The following is a 19,888-nucleotide window of genomic DNA, read 5'->3' as shown; positions in this document are numbered from 1 at the left end:
ATTTTGTTTCAAACGCCTATTCCCTGTGTTCCAAAAGACACAGGGAATGACGGGTACGGCTAATCGATCTGTTTGGTAGCCCCCTTATTTCATGGGCGCGTAAAGAATCTGTCCCCCTATGTAGGTACCATCCTGGGTCCCGTTATCCACAACGGACGCATACCCGTTCACGCAGGCAGACGCGCTGGATGTAATGGAAGCAATGGCATATCCGTTTGAAATGTTTGCACTGGTGTACTTTGCCAGGGAAAACGATGTCCCGCTCCACGAGTCCAGGTGAACAGGAATCCCCGTTACATACTGGTTGTTTCCATCATAAACGCTCACGAGAAGATCTACAGGGTTACTTCCACCCATGAATCCCATGTTGGTCCGGAAACCGCTGTTTTGCTGAATCCCGAGAAAGAGAATCATCTGGGATGGACCGGAAGAGTTTCCGGCGCACCAGTCCTGTCCCGCAATATCCTGCCCCGTCGTATCTCCATTGGTTTCCCGGTTGTACGTGCGGCTCATCACATTAAAGACGGCATCATTCTGCCCCTGGATCTGCAGTGCGGCGGCACCCTGGAGGGAAAATTTTCCACCCACATCCTTGATTGTCGTGGAACCCCACTCCGGGATGGTGTATGTGAGAGGTCCATAGGTTCCTGTCGTATAGATCAGGTAAACGTTGACACTGATCGGATAGAGGTTTGGATTAAATAAGTAGATATCGCTCAGCCAGTATGATCCGTACGCACCCGGTCCGGAACCTACGGCGGGTATTCTCCACCAGCTGGAAGCCTGACCAAAACCGACTGAGCACATCATCAGAATCAAACAACCCAGCATGAATTGTTTCATAGAATAACCTCTTTATTTATAGGGATACAAAGATCATATCACGGATCATCAATCTTTTTAATCATGATTCTCAGCAAGCCTGAAAGGTCCTCATGAATGGAAAAACCCCCGGCGAAAACCGGGGGTAAGAAGTTACATACAGAAAAAAGCTTATGGACAGTCACCTGAGGAGTTGAGATACCGGGTCCCCGTCGTAGCGTTTCCAAACGGTCCGGAACCACTGCTGGACTCTCCACAGATTAGGTACCAGTAGAATCCGCCCGTCACTCCGGAAGGATCATCTCCGTTAATCACAACGGAGTTCTGATCGTACGCTGAAGTGGATGCCTTTTCGCAGGAATCAGAAGTTCCGTCAACGAGCAGTTTGTCCAGGTCGGCGGGAATGCCCCGAAAGACGCGGTACCCCATGTCGCAGGCTGGATCCTGGTCCCATGTCAGTGTAGATGCATCGGTCCACTGGACATTTTTAACTTCCACGGGAACCGAACTTCCCGTGGTACAGGCATTATTCACAACTCCCGTGACCTGAACGTTATCGACTTCCCAGTACCAGCCGTCATAGGAAACATATCGGAACCGGATCTGGCAGTTCGTCTCCCCCGCATACGCGCTGAGATCGATCACCGCATGGGCATAGCTGGAGGAGGTCCCCGTCGTGGAAGAATAGTGGGCAAGCTGAGTCCACGAGGTCGTCTGGTCAGAAATGAAGTCAACGTATCCGTCTTCTCCTGGTGCCGAGTAGACGTAGAAATAGTGATCGTATTCGAGATTCACGCTGGTGACCGTTCCAGGAATATCGAAAGCGGGAGAGATCAGCCATTCGTTCTGGTTTTCAAGCGGGTAGTAGTACACTCGGGCTACCTGGCCGTAACTTCCGCCTTTAGCGTAGTTGTACCAGTCGTTGTTGTTCCACCCATCGGCAAGGCTCCCATGATCCTCGATCGTCCATCCAGCGGGAGGGTTATCTCCCTGCGGTCCCCAGGAACCCTCGAAATCCTCGAGAGCCAGCGCGGTAAAGGGGCCGCCGCCAGGACCTGTCGGGGCACCGGACCGTTCCACGGTATTTGTTTCTTCAACGCTTGTATCCACGGAAACCGCATGGGTCTTGTAGTAATAGATCGTGCCGCTGGTGAGGTTGTCTGTGTCCTGGTAGGCGGTTGCCGTGAGGCCGGAAACGAGAAGGTTGGCGGGTCCGGGCGTGAATCCAGGGTTGGTATCCCGATAGACCGAATAGGTCACACCGGAGGGACACGGAATCGATGCGTCATTCCAGTCGAGGTCAAGGGCACAGGTGCTTGCCTGAGGGTTGGTTACACTGACCAGGCCAGCAAAGGAAGGAGTGGATTGCCAGGTGATGGAGGTCGGTGTGGCATCAGACATGGCCGAGATACACCCGGAACCCTTTACCTGGCAATTATAGCTGTGCGTGCCTGTATCACTGGCGTCAAAGGTCGCGGATGTCGCCAGCGGGATCGGGTTGATGCCGTCATACCACTGGTAGCTGAGCTCAGATCCTCCAGAGGGTGTCGCGGTCAACTGCTGGGATGTTCCGCCACAGAGGGTCAGGGGACCGTTGGGTGTGACATTTACCGACGATGGATTGTTCAGGCAATTGGATCCCGTGGAGCATGATGTCTGTGTGGTCAGAGTCAGGGACCACGACGTAAGGGTCCCCGTGTCACCTCCGGCATCATCTGTGATTTCCAGTGTCCAGATCCCGTTGCTGGCGATACCGTTCAGAGTTGCCAGAGAACCTTCCGGGCGGAAGCTTCCGGTGAACGGTGCCGCTCCCGCCGTGATGGAGGTCGCGGCGCTGTCGTCGAAAACCGTATTGGTAAAGTTTTCTCCTGTTCCTCCGTTATCCGTTGTGAGTTCAACACGGGTGGAATTTGGTGCGATGAGGAAGATATCGAGGTCCCCGTCGTAAGTGTGAGTCAGGCTGATGATCGTGACGTTCACATCGGAAATCACGTTTGTGTCGGACACGGTGACAGTGGATGTTACGGTATTGTTATCGGTTATTGACTTGGGAACATCGGTGCTGGTGTAGGTGTTCGATCCCGATCCCGGCCCGGAGGGAATCCCACTGTCTTCTGTTGTGTTTGTGTCTTCGGCGCTGTTCACGGAATCGACTGCGTGGACAACGTAATAATACTCGGTACCGCTCGTCAGTTGATCCAGATCCTGGTGCGAGGTACCTGTGAGACCCTCGGCGATAAGATTTGCGGGGCCGGGCGTAAACCCGGGTGTCGTATCTCTGTACACCTTGTAGGTTAACGTTCCCGAACATCGTGACGTACCCCAGTCCCATGCGATATTCAGGGTGCAGGTTGCACTTGCGGCATTCGTGACCGATGTGACACCGGAAAAGTCGGGATCGAGGGTGCAGACACCCTGAGCCAGAGCATTGACTTCACTGGATTCCGCTGATGTACAGGCACCACCATCATTGGATTTAACGACGTAGTAATAGCGGGTGCCGCCGCTCACGTCAAGATCCGTATAGGAATACCCGGGTCCGTTTCCGGTTCCGGGGCTGGTATCGGCTACTTCGGCGATCTGCGTATAGGGACCTCCGGAGGACATCGACCGGTAGACCCAGTACCGGGTAATGGAGGCCATGGAGGAATCGTTCCAGGAAACATCGATCCGGTTATTGCCGACTGCCGCCGCGGAAGCAGTAGGAGTGGGTGGAGTTGTCAGACATCCGCACTGGTCAAACTTCATGGCGGCAATACGGGTATTTCCTGAACCGCCGTACTCCGTCACGAACCAGAATGTGCAGTCATCGTCCGGATCGATTCCCATTCCGGCATAATCACCCCACCGTTCGTTGTTGGTCTTGGATGTGGTGGCATCCTGGATGGTCAGATCGTAATAGGGCATCGTTCCCAGCGCGTCGGTTGCGAGTCGTCCGGAATAATAGATTGAAGGGTAGTAGGGAGCCAGTGATCCGGTCCTCGTGTATCCCACCGCGATGTTGCCGGAAGAATCCATGGCTGCCGAACATACGGAACGGTTAACATTATTGGAGCCTGATGTCGTGCCCAGGACCCCTTCCTGATATAGAGTCCAGGCACCCGCTCCGGTCTTTCTAATTTCAAACCAGTGAGCGGCAGCGCGATCACTGCCATCCACATCTTCCGCAAAGCAGCCTACGAGTGTCTGGTAACTTCCCCAGTTCCGGTACTGGAGGGGAAAGTGGATCGGTTCGCGGATCGGATCGAGTTCCTGGGCTGTTCCAGGCTGGGCCATACAGCTCCAATCCGATCCCGTTCCACAGAGCGTATGGTCGTATTCCGCGATTTTAACAAGTGCCAGCTGATTGAAATCGCTGTTGCTGGAATTATTCCAATCCACGAGCAGCGACCAGATCTCCATGATGTCACAGGGTTCTGGTGAACAGTCTCCATCAAATTCGCTATTAACCTCGGTATCCACCGGCCGCAGGAAAAGAGCAGGCGTGTTTCCGGATGGAGGCATTGCGTCGCCTTCATGACCTGCAGGCAGAAATAACTGAAAACCAAACCCTGAAAGCTCAGGGGCAGAAAATTTCTGTGTGGAGGCGGGGTTTCCCTGAAGCATGTTCGCACGGTCCAGGGCCCAGACATCCCGGTTTCCTGTAGACCCGGCATTTACGCCGATGAGGTAAGAACCTTCCATGTATTGCCCGTCGCCATTCGTGTCCAGGGGCCAGACGCCATATTTTGGATAATCCGGGACACTGCTGTATCCCGCGCTGAATTGATAGGCGTACCATGTACTTGTGGGATCGGGTGATGTGGAAACGTAGACACAGAAATAGGAACCGGAAGAGGCAAATTCGCTTACGACCCAGCGGTCCGCGGCTTCATCGTAATTCACGATAGGGTCACAATACCCCGTGGCGCAGCTTCCACCGCTGGCAAGGTCCTCCAGGTAGATTGTTGCCTGTGCGACGCCGCTTTTATTGAAGATACGCATGACGGAGGCACCGCTGCTGTTGGAGCCCTGGACGAAGTGGTTCGGTCCGACGTCGCCCGTGGTATCGGGGGGGGATGAGGAGGACGTATAACCCGCAAAATTTTGTAGCAGCGTATCGAACCCGTTGGGTTCCGGTCTGGGTGTCAGATTTTGCAGATCCGCCAGGGGATTATCCTTGGGAGGTCCCTGCTGATCAGGGCCGGAAAAGCCGTAATCCTGGCGCCTCGCCATTTCCGGGCCAAAGGCATCTTTTTCATCATCCACCTGAGGCAGCTCCCGGACAGCCCTGCTGATCGTTGGAACAACCGGATCACTCACATAGGTCGGACCATTTCCGGCAATGAGACTTGCCGAAAACGCCAGGATACAGAGCAGGAATACAAATCGCATACGGGTCATTTCATCCTCCATCAGTCACGGGTTGAGCAGAGATTCTGCGGCATACCGAAGATCTCTGCCTCCATCGGAAACCAGTTGTTCAAGGATCGGCTTTCCAAGATCCTTAAGAAGATCACGGCAAATCAATACAAAATCCACCTGCGCGTTATTGTATTGAACGTAAGAACCATCCACCATTGGAGTTCGCTTATCAAAGGCTTGAGCCTTGGTGGGCTTGTTTCCGCGGAAAATGCGATCCGAGAGGATCTGTCCTTTCTGATCCTTGATTTTTACCTTCCAGGCCTCCGCGATCGTTCTTCCTCGCATGGGGGGATATCCGCCGCCCTCATAGTCACGAACGTATCTTCGTTCCGAATAACTGCGGGTCACGGTGATTTCCAGGGGACCCAGAGCTCCCAGGAGAACGGGATTGTTGAGTTCGGTCCGGAGACGGTTTTCCCTGGGATCGGGATCGGGAACCGGATAGAGGTTATAATGGAAAATCTTATCCCGCAGGCCCTCATCCTTCAGCTGGTCCTCCAGCTTCAGGTGATGGATCCGATACCAGGCCATATGTCGAACATCCTCATCGGAATCGCGGGCAGCTTTCTCCAAAACAGAGAGGTCCCGCAGCTTGATTACGGTTTCCGCCCGAAGCCGCCAGTCCTTCCCGTTCTCCAGGTACGCGGCCAGATACTCCGGATCGGTAAGGCGTTTGAGTGCAGTCTCCCGGACACCTGTGCTGGGATCGGTTCGGACAATCCGGTCCAGAATCTCCGGATCGAGCAGGCGTGCTGCGGCATTCATGCGAACAAGGTGAGACGGATCGTGTAAAGCCAGACTGGCAAACCGTTCCCTGTCTTCCGGCATTGAAAGGACCGCCTTTGCGCGGACGCGCTCATCGGGATCGTTCAACGCATCGGCCTTAACTTCCCCGTCATGAATCCTGGCAATTGCTTCAAGACGAACCGCACCCTCCGGATCATTATGAAAAACATGAACAAGAACATCCTGGCTCTCCAGGCGGGATACAGCCCTGGCCCTGAGCTCGGGATCGGGTTCATCAGCGGACAATTTTTCCAATGTGTCCTGGATGTTCAGACGACCAATCGCAGCGAGACGAATTTCCCGATCGGGATCCCCAACGGCAATCCGGCTCAGAACGTCCTGATCCTTCATAATTTCCACAGCCGCCTTCCTCACGGGAGAGGGCTGGTCGAGCTCGGCCAGGCGGGCCAGACTTTCTTCCCCTTTCAATCGGGATATCGAAGCAACCCGTATTTCCTGGTTCTCAGCCGGATCAAAGGCCAGGGACTCCAGGACCGATTCATCGGAAATAAAGAGCAGGGCTGTCTTTCGAAGAGGAAGATTGGCTTCGGTACGAATAAGCAGCTTGCAGGTATCCGGATCATTCACCTTCAACAAGGCCTGTCTTCTCATTTCCTCTTCCGTCGTCTCACGGGCGACACGGAGGAGGAGGTCTTTATCCTGGAGTCCCCCCATGGCCACCTGGCGGATTTCTTCATCGGGAGATTCCACAGCCAGGCTGGCCAGAAAAGGTTGATCACGCATAGAGAAAACAGCTGCCTGACGGACGCGTTGATCCGTGTCACTTGCGAGAACATCCCGCAGTACGGTTTCATTCGTGACCTGTTTCACGGCATCCTCGCGGATAAAGGCTTCCGGGTCACTGCGTGCCATTCTGGCAAGAACTTCCTGATCTGTAAGCCGGGGGACTGTCATCCACCGCAGGAACCAGTCTCCTTCCAGGGCCAGGCGGGCCAGTTCATCTGGATCATCGAGAATTGCTATTGCTTCGGTACGGGCTGATTTCCAGTTGGACTCCCAGGCTATCCTGGCCAGCAGAGCAGGATCCTTCAGTCGTCTCACCGCCTCGATGGCTGTGGCTTCATTCTCTGAAGTCAGGGCCAGGGCAAGATCTCCAGTGGGGATCTCGATGGAAGGGGAGGAGGTGGAAACAGGCTGCATCGCGGTGGAGCACGAAACCAGAAAGAGAAAGGGTGGAACCATGAGAAAGAGGGAGACGGAAAGAGAAAACAACAGTGGGCTGGGGGTTCTGAACCCGGGGGAGGTGAGATGAGTCAAAAGCGCCCTCCTGAAAAACGCAAGATTCTGACATTTCATTATCCCAAAAAAAATGGGGAAAGGCAAAATAAGACTGAAGATGGAACCGATACAATAGAACGGTACCTGGAAGATCGCGGATTTTGAGGAACTCATTCGTTTGAGGCCTGGGGGCATCAGAGTGAAAAAATCCGACGGTCAAGAAGGATTTTGCAATACGTATAATCCTTGAGATTGTCTATTGATTTTGGCATAATGTGCAACATGGTACTGGTATGGGGATACACTCGATTCACGTCCTATGCAAATGATATTGAGAAGGCATCAGGAAATTGAGAAATTTCCACATCCTCCGTCATCTGTTTCGCAAAGAACTCCTCATCTTTTCTATGATCCTGTTCTTTTTCTCAGTCCTCTGTAATCCGCTTCCTGCGGACGTCGGACCGGCGGAAGATGCAGCCAGCCAGTATGTCCAGAGGTACGGATGTGGCAAGGTGAAAGAATGGGCCAACGCTCCCGTACAGAAAGCCCTTCAGGCCTGGGCGGATAACGTGGTAACCGGTGTGAAATCCAAGAATGTCTATGGAATCCTGAATCGGGGAGTGGCGGATGGCATGCTGGAGCATATGGGTGAACTGACGACGATGATCCAGGCTCTTGATGAAGCGGCAACAGGAGATCTGTGGAAAGCGGCGGAAATCGCGGGGGGTGGTGCATGGGAGATGGAGCTTGCCATCATCGGAGGACCCTACGCCGTAGCGGTCTGGACGGTCATGAAGGAGCTGAACACATTTGCGACGCAGCTGAATGAGGAGATCGTCTATATCAACCTGAAAACAGCCGCCAATTTTGCGGAACAGGATTCCTCCCTTCGGTCCGCCGACCGGGTGAACTACTTTCTCAACAGTTACCTCAAGTGGAAGGACACGAACCCGGTCGCCTTCAATTCGCGTGAGCGGCAGTTTCGAACGATGTTTTACGAATATGTGAAGGTAGTCCTGAATCAATCCGGCTTTCCCGACGTGAATGACTGGCAGGCAAATGAGAACCGTGTCCGTGCAGCTGCAGCCTCGATGCTGCAGGATATCAACCTGATCGTTGAAGCGCGGGAAAGGCAGAAGGCGCTGGGTGAAAAGGCAGCCATGCTTCGGGCAGAAGTAGATACCATTCGGGAATTTCAGGGCTGGTGGACGATGATCAAGGGATTGACCTGTAATGAAGATTCCATTTCGGGGAGTGAGGATTTCCTTTCCACCTGCATGAGCGCAGCGGAAAATAGCGGGATGTTACTGGCCGAAGCGGAACAGCGCTTCAATAGCCTCAGCACTTCGGTGGACTTCGGCGCTCTGAAAAATGAAGTTAACCAGCATGAGAACGCAATCGATCGGGCGGCTGGAAAACTTGAAGGCGATCTGGCCGCAGTGGAAGATCTCTGCAGGGCGGATCAGGAAGAGTGGGACGCCGGGGAACGTATTCTGGAAAACGTGAAACTGAAGTTGTTTGTTCTGGAATCGTTTGTGGAATCGATCAGGAAAGATATGCAAAATGCCTGCAGGGCGACAGAAATATCCTCCGCGGAAACCTTCGCTTCCCAGGCAGAAGATAAGGCAGGAAAGGCTGGAGATACTGCACGTGAGGTCATTGACAGCCGGGTCAGCTTCACGTCATGGGAACCGCCTGTCGAGATTACATTTCAGGATTTACTTACCGCACTCGAAAACGACACCATGAGGCTGATGAATATGCGGGGGGAAAGCAGTGATGCGAACCAGAAAAGAGGGGAGATCCTGTCGAAGCTGGCGGAGGCCCGGGAACAGCTCACAGCATGTGATCACCCTTTCCTGGAAGAGAACCAGAATGAGAACATCGACCTTTTTGCCCTCCTGAATAATTACCGGGACCGCATTTCCGAGCTTGACGGAGCCATGCAATCTCTTCCGTTTCCTACGGAGGAGGAGATAAATACGGTGAGAGATCAGTTGATCTCAAACGAGTCATTTGTGCGTGAGCTCATGGATAAACAGAAGCAGGGAAGGATGTGCCTTGATGATCTGCCGGACATGTGGGAGATGGCGGATTTGATGGATGAGATGGATAGCCGGGCAAAAGATCTGAAGACCGAGGCGGAGACACTCTCCGCACGTGCACGTTCCTGCGCGGATGCAATGTCCGGTGAAGCCCCAGAGGAAGATTCTTCCGACGAAGGATTTGAAGAAGATCCCAATGAAGACGAGTGGCCGGGTTTCGATGAGGATGAAAACGATGACTCTTCAACCGGTCCTGAAGTGGGAGAAGGTGGAAACGAACCGGAAACGGGGGATGGGGGTGGAGGTTGGGTTGCAGAAGGAAATGTCGAGACCGTGGATGGGACCGATGCTGGAAACCAGCCGGCCGTGTCGCAGGGTGGTTTCTCCCCGGGAAATTCGTCTGCCTCTCCATCCGAGTATGATCCCCAGGTGGCTGGATGGATCCGTTCCGCCGAATCGGCATTTAGTGCCTGTAACTTTGAATCAGCCCTCCGCTATGCGGACTGGATTGCCGCGCGGGATCCCGATAACCCCTGGCTGAACGCTAATTACAGGACGATTATCGATAATGCCAACCGGCAGCGTCAGGCGATGTCCGCGTTACAGCAGGCACAGGATCGGCTGCAGGGTTCTTCGCTGGAAGTGAGTGATTTGCAGGCTGTCCGTCAATCGATCCAGCAGGCTGCGCAATTTGCCCCGAACTGCATGGTGGACAAGATCAACGGTGTGCTTGGCCAGGTGTCAAACGAAATGGTCAATGTCCGAGCCCGCGACCGTCAGGAGACGGCTGTCGCACTCGGAGGGTTAATCTCGACACTGACAACCGCAGCGACGATGGTGCAGGCCGCACAGAACAGCACCCGTGGCGGCGGCTACGTCCCAACAACGACGGGAGGAGGGGGTGGGGGAGGTGGAGGCATGGTTGGGGGAGGCGGAAGTACTGGCGGAGCGACGGGAGGAGGATCGGCGGGCACATCGGGAACCTCCACTTCGTCCGGTCAGGAATATTACTGCAGTATCACGATTGCAGCACGACCCAGCCACGAGGATGAATTGATCTACTGGGCTCTCGTCGATTTTTACTTCACGGGCTCTCATCCGGGCAGCGCCTACCTGGTAGTTCCAGTCACAAAGAGGAGAAGCCTGGACGAAGCACTGGCGATCTATGGGCAAAAGGGTGCGCCAAGCAAAGTGGTGGCAACCGGGTCGCGCGAGGCCATGAAGGCTGCAGTACAACAGAAATGTCCCAATCCGGCAACCTATGCGGAATATTAATTTCACGAAACCAGGAGGATGAAGATGAATCTGCCCCCCCATATTGTTATGAAAAAAGCTCTAAAAATCCTCATGATTATTTTTTCACTTGTGATCCTGGGTGCCTGTACCTTTGGGTCCGGCAAAGCACCCTCTGTCCCTGCGAGCTACGTCCCGGCAGAACCCATTACCCTGGAGAGTGTCAACAGGGAGTGGACGGGGGCCAGAGCGCAGATCCGCTATCCGTTCAAAATCGAGAAGGGTTCCGACTCGGAAGGCTGGTCCGAAAGCAAATGGGCGAAATTTCCTCAAGACGATACCGAAGTGCGCTTCATGGTTACGAACAGGGACTCCCTCCGTCCGATCATTCCAAAGAAAAAGATCCTGGTCGGAGCGTCCCTGATCTGCGACGGATGGAGTCTTCGCCGTCCTTCCAAGGGGAAGGATCTGCAGGTCGACTTTCATTTTGAAAAGTATTCCGCCCGGGCCAGGATCATCTTTGAAGACAAAGACCTGGAAGATCTTCCCGATGCCGAGAGGTTTTTGCGGCTTCAGATCTTAAAGCTCTATGGAAAGAGTGAACAACTCTCCAGTGTTCCTTTGTCTGCGCCAGGCCCCGGGTACGCTCCACCCGCGGCAACAGCTCCAACCGCTCCTTCTGGCCAGGCATTCAAGCCCCAGGTAGAGATCCTCTCTACTTCCGTCCAGCCTGTCAGGGTACGGGCAGGGGAACAGGTGGACCTGGTTATCCATTATCGTGTGCAGGGGATTCCGCCTTCAACCTCCTTTGAAGCAGTGGAGCTTAGAGCGCTTTATATGGGTGATAAGAAGCTGGCATCTTTTAGAGATCCGATTGCACGGGGAAGCGGCTCCTTTACGTCTTCCAAGAAGGTGAAGGTTCCGTCCAGCGCTAAACCCGGTGTCTACCGGTTTACCGCGCGAATCGAATTTGCCGGTTCTGAAGCCGAGGCGGAAGCCATCTTCGAGGTTCAGTAGGATCATCGAAGGGGAATTCCTGAAAAGATAACGTATTCAGGGAAAGAGACCGGCAGGAATGAACCATCAGGTTCTGTTTCAGGTGGAAAAAATAAAGAAACCCTTCATGTAATTGGGTTAACAGACGGCATAATTGTAACTATGTCTCCAGAATAAAGTTGGTCCAGGTGACCTTGATCCCGGTGAACTGACGAAGTCTGGACTGTACAAATGTCAGAATGTCTTCAAAACTGCTTCCGTGGACAATGGCAATGACGTCCTGCTCACCTGAGGTCATTTCCGCCATCTCGACTTCATCAAAAAGACGGAGTCCGTCACGAACCCCCCTCTCCTTACCGACTTCAACACAAACTCGAACAAAAGCTTTTGCCATCATGCACCCCCTTTCTGCGTTCCATCCATACCTATCATAGCATGAGACATCCCCGCATTAGAACGAATTAAATAGGGACAGTCCCTATTTATTATTTTGTAAGTTGTTATCTATGAGGTAAAAAGGGTGCAATCTGTAGCCCGCCTTTTCGCCCCTGGAATATCCGCTTTTCTTTTTCATCAACGGGGACAAATCCGCCGTGCATGGGTAATAAATCCGATCCTGACATGATTGTTGACTTGACATACAGGCTCCCGTAAAGAAAAATGGATAAACCAGAAAGATGCTGAGGGGGGCACATGCGCAATTCCATCGTTGCAGTGATCATTCTGCTAATCACGGTTCTGGCGATCGGACAATCGGATGACAGCAGGGTTCCGGCCCCTGATCTGAGGTTTATCCAGGTCAGCGTGGATGATTTGAGCGGCGGTAACAACAACGGAATTCTGGATCCCGGAGAGTCCGCCATTCTGCAGGTTCGGATCTATAATGCCGGCACGGCTACCGCCTGGGGCGTCCAGGGAGCCATTTACTGCGATGAGCCGGGGATCACCTTCACCGGCCGGAGTGCCACATTCGGGGATGTCAAACCCGGGGAGTTTGCCCTATCCCAGGCGCCCCACTTTGCTGTGACGCTGGCCACCACCGTACCCTGTGGTAAGGACCTTTCCCTCACCTTCCATCTCAATGCCGTGAACAGTGAGGAGATCCTCACGGTCATTCATCCCATGCGCAACCTCCCGGGGATAGATATGGCGTCTTTTTCGGAAGATATGATTGTCTACGGTGTCGAGAATAATGATGGTGCAGGTGGAAGCGTTGCTTCCGGCGATATCAACGGGGATGGCTACGCAGATATAATCCTGGGAGTTACAGGAGGCGACGGTCCTTCCAATGGAAGAAGTGCGGCCGGGGAAATCTGGATTATCTACGGTTCCATTCTCCCTGAGTCGTTCGTTGACCTGGCGACGCCTCCAGCCGATGCGACGGTCATCTACGGTCCTGATTCCAATGATGCAGCGGGGCAAAGTGTCACCTCCGGTGATGTCAACGGAGACGGATACGACGATGTCATCCTGAGTGCTTTCGGGTCCGACGGACCCTCCAATGGAAGAGCGGGGGCCGGGGAAATCTGGGTGGTATATGGCTCTGCTTCCCCCGCGTTGTCTATCGATCTGGCCACACCCCCAGCCGACACGACGGTCATCTATGGCCCCGATGAATCCGATAGTATAGGGTTCAGCGTTACCTCCGGCGACATCAACGGGGACGGGTATGACGATGTCGCCATGGGAACCATCTATCCCGACGGCCCCGAGGATGATAGATTCAATGCTGGTGAAGTCTGGGTTATCTACGGTTCCAACGATCCTGCTTCATCCATTGATCTGGCGACCCCTCCCTCCAATGCGACGGTCATCTACGGCGCCGGCGTCTACGACTATCTGGGGATCGATGCTGCCACAGGCGATGTGAACGGTGACGGGTACGAGGACCTGATCCTCGGAGCATTTTCCAGCGACGGGCCTGGTGACACTAAAGATACGACTGGGGAGGTCTGGGTCATCTACGGTTCCGCTTCTCCTTCTTCATCGATTGACCTGGCTTCGCCGCCCGTCAATACGACGGTGATTTACGGCGCGGATGATTACGATTATGCGGGAGAAGCCGTCTCCTGCGGAGACATCAATGGGGACGGGTATGACGATGTGATTCTGGGATCGCACCAGGGAAACGGGCCGGGAAACGGAAGGGACAATGCCGGTGAAGTCTGGGTTGTCTACGGTTCAGGGTCACCTTTGACCTCCATTGACCTTGCGGTACCTCCAGCCAATACGACGGTCATTTTTGGTGCCGATATCAATGACCGTGCGGGAAGCAGCGTTTCATCAGGAGATATAAATGGGGATGGATTTGAGGAAGTGGTTCTTGGAGCCTATTGGGCCGATGGCCCCCTCGACGCGACATTATCGGCCGGGGAGATCTGGATAATCTACGGTTCCGCCTCTCCCTCGTCAGCCATAGACCTTGCCACACCACCCTCCAATGCACGGGTCATCTACGGTGCTGATTCAGGTGATCAGGCAGGAGATGCTATCGATTTACCTGGCGACATCAACGGGGACGGGTACAGGGATGTAATCGTGGGAATTGGTAACGGTAATGGGCCCGATAATGGAAGAAGTTCTTCCGGCGAGATTTCGGTTGTTTTTGGGGAGCCGTTCTTCCGCTACTCATTACGCTCCGAGACCTACACATGGATAGACGCCACGGTGGGGAATGACCTCGGCATGACGTGTGACAACTGCTGCATGCCCGTTTCGATCGGATTTACCTTCGAATTCTATGGACGGACCTACGATACGCTCTATGTCTGCGACGACGGGTATCTATCCTTTTCGCCGGTATCGGCGCCGGGACCCTGGAACGCCTGCTTTCCCGACCGGCATACCCCGAACAACATCATCGCCCCCCTCTGGGACGACCTGAACCCGGAATCCGGCGGTGCCGTCTATAGCTTCCTGGAAGGAACCGCTCCCAACCGGCGGCTGACCCTGGAGTGGTCCGGAATTCCCCACTACCCCGCCGTCGGGGACGCAACCTTTGAAGTCACTCTCTTCGAGGGAATCAACCAGATCCTGGTCCAGTACCAGGACACCGTGTTCGGATCGGGTTCGGACAGCGGGGCCACCGCAACGGCAGGGCTGGAGAACATCACCGGAATCAACGGCCAGGCCTTAAGCTGCTACAGTAGCGATTTGAAGGACGAAACCGCCTGGCGCGCGGTGCCCTTTGGCGCCTATCGTCTCTACTCCGACGACATGGAAAACGGGCCTAACGGCTGGTCCGGTTTCGGCCTCTGGCACCAGGAAAATAGCGCATGCGACCCCTATTATCGTTCTCCTTCCACCTCGTGGTATTACGGCCAGAACGCCACATGCACCTACAATACCGGCGCAACAAACTCCAACAACCTGAACGTCCCAACGCAGTCCTACGACTATTACAGCCACATGGACTGGTGGTTCCGCAGGGAGACCGAAGGGGGGAGTACGACCACGGACCAGAGCCTGGTGAGGCTGAGTGAAGACGCCGGGCCGTACAATGTTGTTGACCAGATCACCGTCAATGACAACCTCTGGCACTCCTGGAAAACAGATCTCAGTTCCTCGTCGGGATCGGACATCTATATGAGGTTCACCTTTGATACGGTTGACTCTCTCTTCAATGACTATCTCGGATGGATGGTGGACGACGTGGAAATCTGGGGGTGCGATGTCCACGGTTCGAAGGTAGTGCTCAATACCCTGGCCTACGCGCGCCCGGCACCGGTCTGCGAGACAAGCGGTTACCTCCTGGACGGCTCAGGTTCCTTTGCAGGCGGCTGCGGGGCGCCGATCACCTACCAGTGGTACGAAGACGGATCCGCCATTACGGGAGCCGCGTCCCTGCAGTACACCATACCGGCTTCGCATGATATCGGCACGTTTGCCTATATTCTGGAGGCAACCTGCCCGAGCCCGTCTCTAGTGGACCAGTCCGATCCCGTCAGCGTAACCGTCGTGACCATGCCGGGAGAAGTACCGGAAACCTCATTCATGCTTGTCAAAACCGCGGAAGAGGGGATTGCTATGACCTGGGTTAACGTTGCCGGTGGTGATCTCTACACGGTCTACCGCGATCTGGATGCCTCCGGTACCTTCGACGGGGCCGTGAATACTGGGCATGACGGTTCGACGGGACTCACGATCGACGTTCCTGGGGAAGACCTGGTCTTCTACCTCGTTTCGGCCGGCAACGACACCTGCGGGGAGGGCCCGAAGAGGTAGCACGATATCTTTTACGAATCGAGCCTTTCCTTTACGTATGGTTGATCACACCAGTTCTCTACGAGCAAACCCGTCCCGCTCCATTAAATAGGGACAGTCCCTATTTATTATTTTGTAAGTTGTTAAATGTGAGATAAAAGAAGGGACTGTCCCTCGGGGAGATGTACTCGCTGTGTGTCCCCGGATAAAACAGATCGGTAATCCCTGGAGATGGACGGGGTGTAGGTTGGGGGTCCGTCTACCCATCTTGTCACGCCGCTTGCCAGGCCGTAGCTCGAAGAGCGCTTGCCGCGCTGAAGTTGTCTTGTAACGCAAGCGGGAAGGCTGGTAGCCATTATGGTTGGCGAAGGCGGATAAACCCATAAAACCGTCTCACCTCATCATCACCAGCACTCTGATCATTCCCGTCCCCGAATCCAGCGGTTCCAGAGCCTTGCCAATTACCGTTCCAGGGATAAAGGCCTTCATTTTCATCGCGTGTCCAGGAAGGGGAGAGGAAACCAACAGATCGCCACGGCGGATAGAAGCCATCGAGGCATCGGTCCTCACGAATGCAACTCCGGAAACGATAGTCATCACGCGCCCCTGCCTGCTTTCTCCCGCGATCCCCACGACCATCGGATCTGCCTCCAGATTACATGGATAGAGCTCCTCACCATTCGCCGGATTTAATGCCAGGACGCTTCCGGGTTCCACCGGATAAGCCAGGGGCAGATACTCAAAGGCTTTTACTCCCTGGAGATCCGAATCAGAATCATGGGAAAACTCTTTTTCAACTTCGTTTTCACTTGATTTTTGAAAGTGAGGTTTATCATTCTCTTCAGGAAAGGAAGCCTGATCCGCCCATTCGCTGATTCCTTCGATTCGCATCAATCGTGCATCCAGTTCTTTGAGAGCATTAATGAGGACAAAGGTGAGAGGGCCGGAATCAAAACCAAGGAACTCTTCCGTTTCCTCACCGCCTTCCCTCAGTCTCATGGAAGTGGAATGAATCGTATAGGGTGCAACGGGAGCGATCTCCTGGGCGATAATCCCTACACCTTCCGTATCCGTCGGCATTCCTGCCAATCCATTGTATCGATACCAGATCGGATTTATACGGGATACCACGTTCATTCCATCCATGAAGGGCCGAATATCTTTCTTCAGACGAAAATCCGAAGCGACAGTCCAGGTATTGGAGGTCGGTTTGGCGGCTGAATTCTGGCTGAGCTGGAGCTGGTAGCTGGGAGTTATCCCTATGCCGACATTTCCGGCGAAGTAATTCTCGGTCAGCCCGGTCACCTGAAGAGAATTGGTGGTGGAGAGGAAACCATTATGATCCACACGTAATCGTTCATTTCCTCCGGAAGAGAGGATCCGGAAAATGGGATCCCCGTTATTGGGATTGGTCAAAGCCCGTAGAGCGATACCCGTGTCAGGATAACCAGAATCGCTGGCCCTCAGCTCCACCGCCGTGTTTCCATTTTCAGGATCTCTGAACACGATGCCTTCTGTCTTCATATCTCCATTCACATCCAGGGTGTAGGAAGGGGAATCTGTTCGAATCCCCACCCGTCCCCCCGTTACAATCATCCCGCCATCAGAGGAATGAAGATAGGTGGCGAAGTGGTAGTCGTTATTACTGGAAACGTCACATCGGCCCCGTGTGTAGGTGTTTGTGTTGTCCATGGGCATAATGAGGCTCGGGCCGGAGAGGGCAAATGTGTAGACCTGTCCTGCAGTGATAGCAACAGGGGTGGAGAATATGTAAGTGTCTTCACCGCTGACTAGCTGAACCGTGTCATGGTGGAGGAGGGTGCCCCCGGTACCTTCTCCCTCGTAGAAGTCAAAATCTCGACTTGCGCCGTTGATCCCTGTTTCCAGAAATGTTATGCGCACCATGTCGCCATCGAGTCCCGCCGTGAAAGACTGCCACCTCAACGATGACGGCGACTGGACGAGGTTGCCTTGCGTCTGCGACTGGTCAAGGACTTCTTCCGCCACCACGTGGAGAGACCCCAGCGGAGAATCGGTCCCAATGCCCACGTACCCGGTATCGAAGTAGATATCATCTCCGTTCTGCGTCCAGAGGTGGTCGGTAAGGTATCCGGCCGTACTGTGATCCCCCCATCCAAAGGCTGTGTTCCAGTTTAAGATATCGGTAGAGGTGATCGTGGAGGCCAACAGTGTGATCCAGTCAATTCCCGTTCCCGTGCTGGAGAGAATCTGTCCGGCGGTGCCGCTGTCTCCCGCGGCATCCCGAAGCGCACCTTCTGTTCGGATATCGCCGGCAACATCCAGGAGGTAGGAAGGATCAGCGTTCCCGATCCCCACCTGACCGCCGTGCTGGAAGGTTACCATGTCGTCAAGTGACGACAGTTCACCGGAAGCGCCGTTCGCAAAAACCAGGTCCGGATACGAAGCCCCATTGTCCTTCCTGTAGATTCTCCAGGTGTAGAACCCACCGGAGTTCTGGAACATCAGTCCCTGGCTGTAGGTGTTGTCGGCTACCTGGAAGGTCAAGCCGTCGTCGTTGCTCTGAGAGAAGAGGTGCAGATTCTTTGTGGGAGTCGAGGTCCCTACACCGATTCTGCTTTGATCCGTAACAAGAAGAGCCGGGGAAAGACCGTTGCCTATATAAGTGCGGAAGCTGGCATCCCAATCGGCATCGTAATTAAGTCTACCTCCCGGATACGGATCGCCAGCGCTGCAATGAATCCATGAGCGTTCATTCGCCGCAGGGTCAATCCATATAGTGTATTGATTTCCGGTAGTAACAGTTAGCGGAGTACTCAGAGAAATTGGTACCCAGGACCATCCCCCACTCAACATGATGGATTGGGAATAGAGTATTGCTCCGACAGTACCTTCCCCTGAATAGATTCTAACAAGGGCAGTGCAATTGGATTCGTCGGAATAAGGTGACCGAAGGTTAACGGAAATAGATGATAATGTACCATCCATACCTGCTGTGAACGATTGCCATGCAAAATTAGCAGACCACTGCGCCGGGACTAATGCTTGCTCTTGATCCAAAATAACGGCACCGTAGGTTTTCACCAGCATATTGCCTTCCACGTGAAGCTTTCGCTCAGGCGTCGTTGTACCAACCCCCACCGCACCGGCCTGTGAAGAATAGAGATCACTTCCGCTGATCGTCCAATCTCCATCACTGACAACAGGTAAATCGGATGTACACTCCACAATCAACCCGTCGGGACTGGTGCACCACTTGCCGGAGGTCAGGGAGCCCACGGAAGGATCCGATTCCGAAGTCAGAAAAGCTGTGCTGTCCAACCCATCCAGGGAATCGGCGTTCAGCGCGTATGCCGAGGCCAGGACGCGAACCCGGGGGGAAAGATCCTCTCCTCCGATGTTCACCTGGATCCACACTTCCCCGTAATCGGCAAAAACATTACTTAGTGCGGTGTACGTTCCTGAACCCGACCCGTCAGTCAACGTACCCGAGGCCAGGGCGACATTAAAGAGGCCCTCGGAGACGGTCACGGCACCGCTCCCCGCCGCCTGGTGGGAATCGATCAGGATCTCATCTCCCGCAGTGGCGTCACTGAAAAATGTGAAGACCATGTCGTACAGACCATCAAGGGGCACACCGTCATCATCGCGAAGGACACCCTGATAGTTCATCTGTCCGGGAGGTGAAACCGCGAAGAAGTTTACTGCGAGAAGAAACACCACCACAAAATAAAGGAATGAATTTCTCATGTCCCCCTCCTATGATAACAATCGCCTGATTTTGTAACCCAACATCAACCCTGACTATACGGTGGGAGAATTATTGCTAAAAGTCAATGAGGCTGGAAGTTACGGAAGGTAACTTTCGTGCCGAATTGATACCCTCCGTCACGGTTTTTTGTGACGGTAGGGTGACAATATGTCAGAGGCTGGAAGTTACGGAAGGTAACTTTCGTGCCGATCGTAATATTATGTTCATAAAATAGGGACAGTCCCTATTTTTTATTTTGTAAGTTGTTATCTATGAGATAAAAGGAGGAACTGTCCCTCGGGGACATGTACTCGTTACGTGTCCCCGGATAAAAAGGTTTTTCCGTATCGGTAGGGTATCTCTAGCAATATTATGTTCATAAAATAGGGACACCTCTAAGCCCCGAGAGCAAGGGGTACGATTTTCACGC

Annotated in this window: 8 protein-coding genes; 3 read left to right on the top strand and 5 right to left on the bottom strand. The window is 53.9% G+C overall.

The features are described from left to right. Positions 1–84: 84 nt before the first annotated feature. The 3 genes from PLD04_13825 to PLD04_13815 form a co-directional block, all read right to left on the bottom strand. Positions 85–843, bottom strand: coding sequence for a hypothetical protein (locus tag PLD04_13825; protein ID HXK69405.1), 759 nt, complete (start codon positions 841–843; stop codon positions 85–87). A 150-nt stretch (positions 844–993) separates the two neighbouring features. Continuing rightward, complete coding sequence (locus PLD04_13820) at positions 994–5,205, bottom strand: proprotein convertase P-domain-containing protein (protein ID HXK69404.1); 4,212 nt, start codon at positions 5,203–5,205, stop codon at positions 994–996. 15 nt (positions 5,206–5,220) lie between these two features. Then, positions 5,221–7,290, bottom strand: coding sequence for a hypothetical protein (locus PLD04_13815; GenBank protein ID HXK69403.1), 2,070 nt, complete (start codon positions 7,288–7,290; stop codon positions 5,221–5,223). 368 nt (positions 7,291–7,658) lie between these two features. Between PLD04_13815 and PLD04_13810 the strand changes: the two genes are divergently transcribed. Both PLD04_13810 and PLD04_13805 read left to right on the top strand, forming a co-directional pair. Then, entirely contained in the window at positions 7,659–10,571 is a 2,913-nt protein-coding gene (locus PLD04_13810; GenBank protein HXK69402.1) for a hypothetical protein, read from the top strand. Between the two features lie 24 nt (positions 10,572–10,595). Further along, positions 10,596–11,546, top strand: a complete 951-nt coding sequence (locus PLD04_13805) for a hypothetical protein (GenBank protein HXK69401.1) — start codon at positions 10,596–10,598, stop codon at positions 11,544–11,546. Between the two features lie 139 nt (positions 11,547–11,685). On the opposite strand, the gene PLD04_13800 is transcribed toward PLD04_13805, so the two are convergent. After that, the gene (locus PLD04_13800; GenBank protein HXK69400.1) at positions 11,686–11,919 is read right to left on the bottom strand and encodes an Lrp/AsnC ligand binding domain-containing protein; all 234 of its coding nucleotides are present in this window, start codon (positions 11,917–11,919) and stop codon (positions 11,686–11,688) included. Between the two features lie 299 nt (positions 11,920–12,218). Between PLD04_13800 and PLD04_13795 the strand changes: the two genes are divergently transcribed. Continuing rightward, positions 12,219–15,749: a hypothetical protein gene (locus tag PLD04_13795; protein HXK69399.1), complete on the top strand. Its 3,531-nt coding sequence runs from the start codon at positions 12,219–12,221 to the stop codon at positions 15,747–15,749. 372 nt (positions 15,750–16,121) lie between these two features. Here the strand turns inward: PLD04_13795 and PLD04_13790 are convergent, their stop codons facing one another. Next, complete coding sequence (locus PLD04_13790; protein ID HXK69398.1) at positions 16,122–19,457, bottom strand: tail fiber domain-containing protein; 3,336 nt, start codon at positions 19,455–19,457, stop codon at positions 16,122–16,124. Between the last annotated feature and the right edge of the window lie 431 nt (positions 19,458–19,888).

The organism is Thermoanaerobaculia bacterium, assembly GCA_035593605.1.
Lineage (GTDB): Bacteria > Acidobacteriota > Thermoanaerobaculia > UBA2201 > DAOSWS01 > DAOSWS01.
The sequence above is the reverse complement of the archived record's forward strand: the minus strand, read 5'-3'. Positions and strand labels throughout refer to the sequence as shown.

Bases quoted from the DNA above. Each gene is read 5' to 3' on its own strand.
- PLD04_13810 (HXK69402.1), top strand. From the start codon at position 7,659: ATGATCCTGTTCTTTTTCTCAGTCCTCTGTAATCCGCTTCCTGCGGAC.
- PLD04_13790 (HXK69398.1), bottom strand. From the start codon at position 19,457: ATGAGAAATTCATTCCTTTATTTTGTGGTGGTGTTTCTTCTCGCAGTA.
- PLD04_13820 (HXK69404.1), bottom strand. From the start codon at position 5,205: ATGACCCGTATGCGATTTGTATTCCTGCTCTGTATCCTGGCGTTTTCG.
- PLD04_13795 (HXK69399.1), top strand. From the start codon at position 12,219: ATGCGCAATTCCATCGTTGCAGTGATCATTCTGCTAATCACGGTTCTG.
- PLD04_13800 (HXK69400.1), bottom strand. From the start codon at position 11,919: ATGGCAAAAGCTTTTGTTCGAGTTTGTGTTGAAGTCGGTAAGGAGAGG.
- PLD04_13805 (HXK69401.1), top strand. From the start codon at position 10,596: ATGAATCTGCCCCCCCATATTGTTATGAAAAAAGCTCTAAAAATCCTC.
- PLD04_13825 (HXK69405.1), bottom strand. From the start codon at position 843: ATGAAACAATTCATGCTGGGTTGTTTGATTCTGATGATGTGCTCAGTC.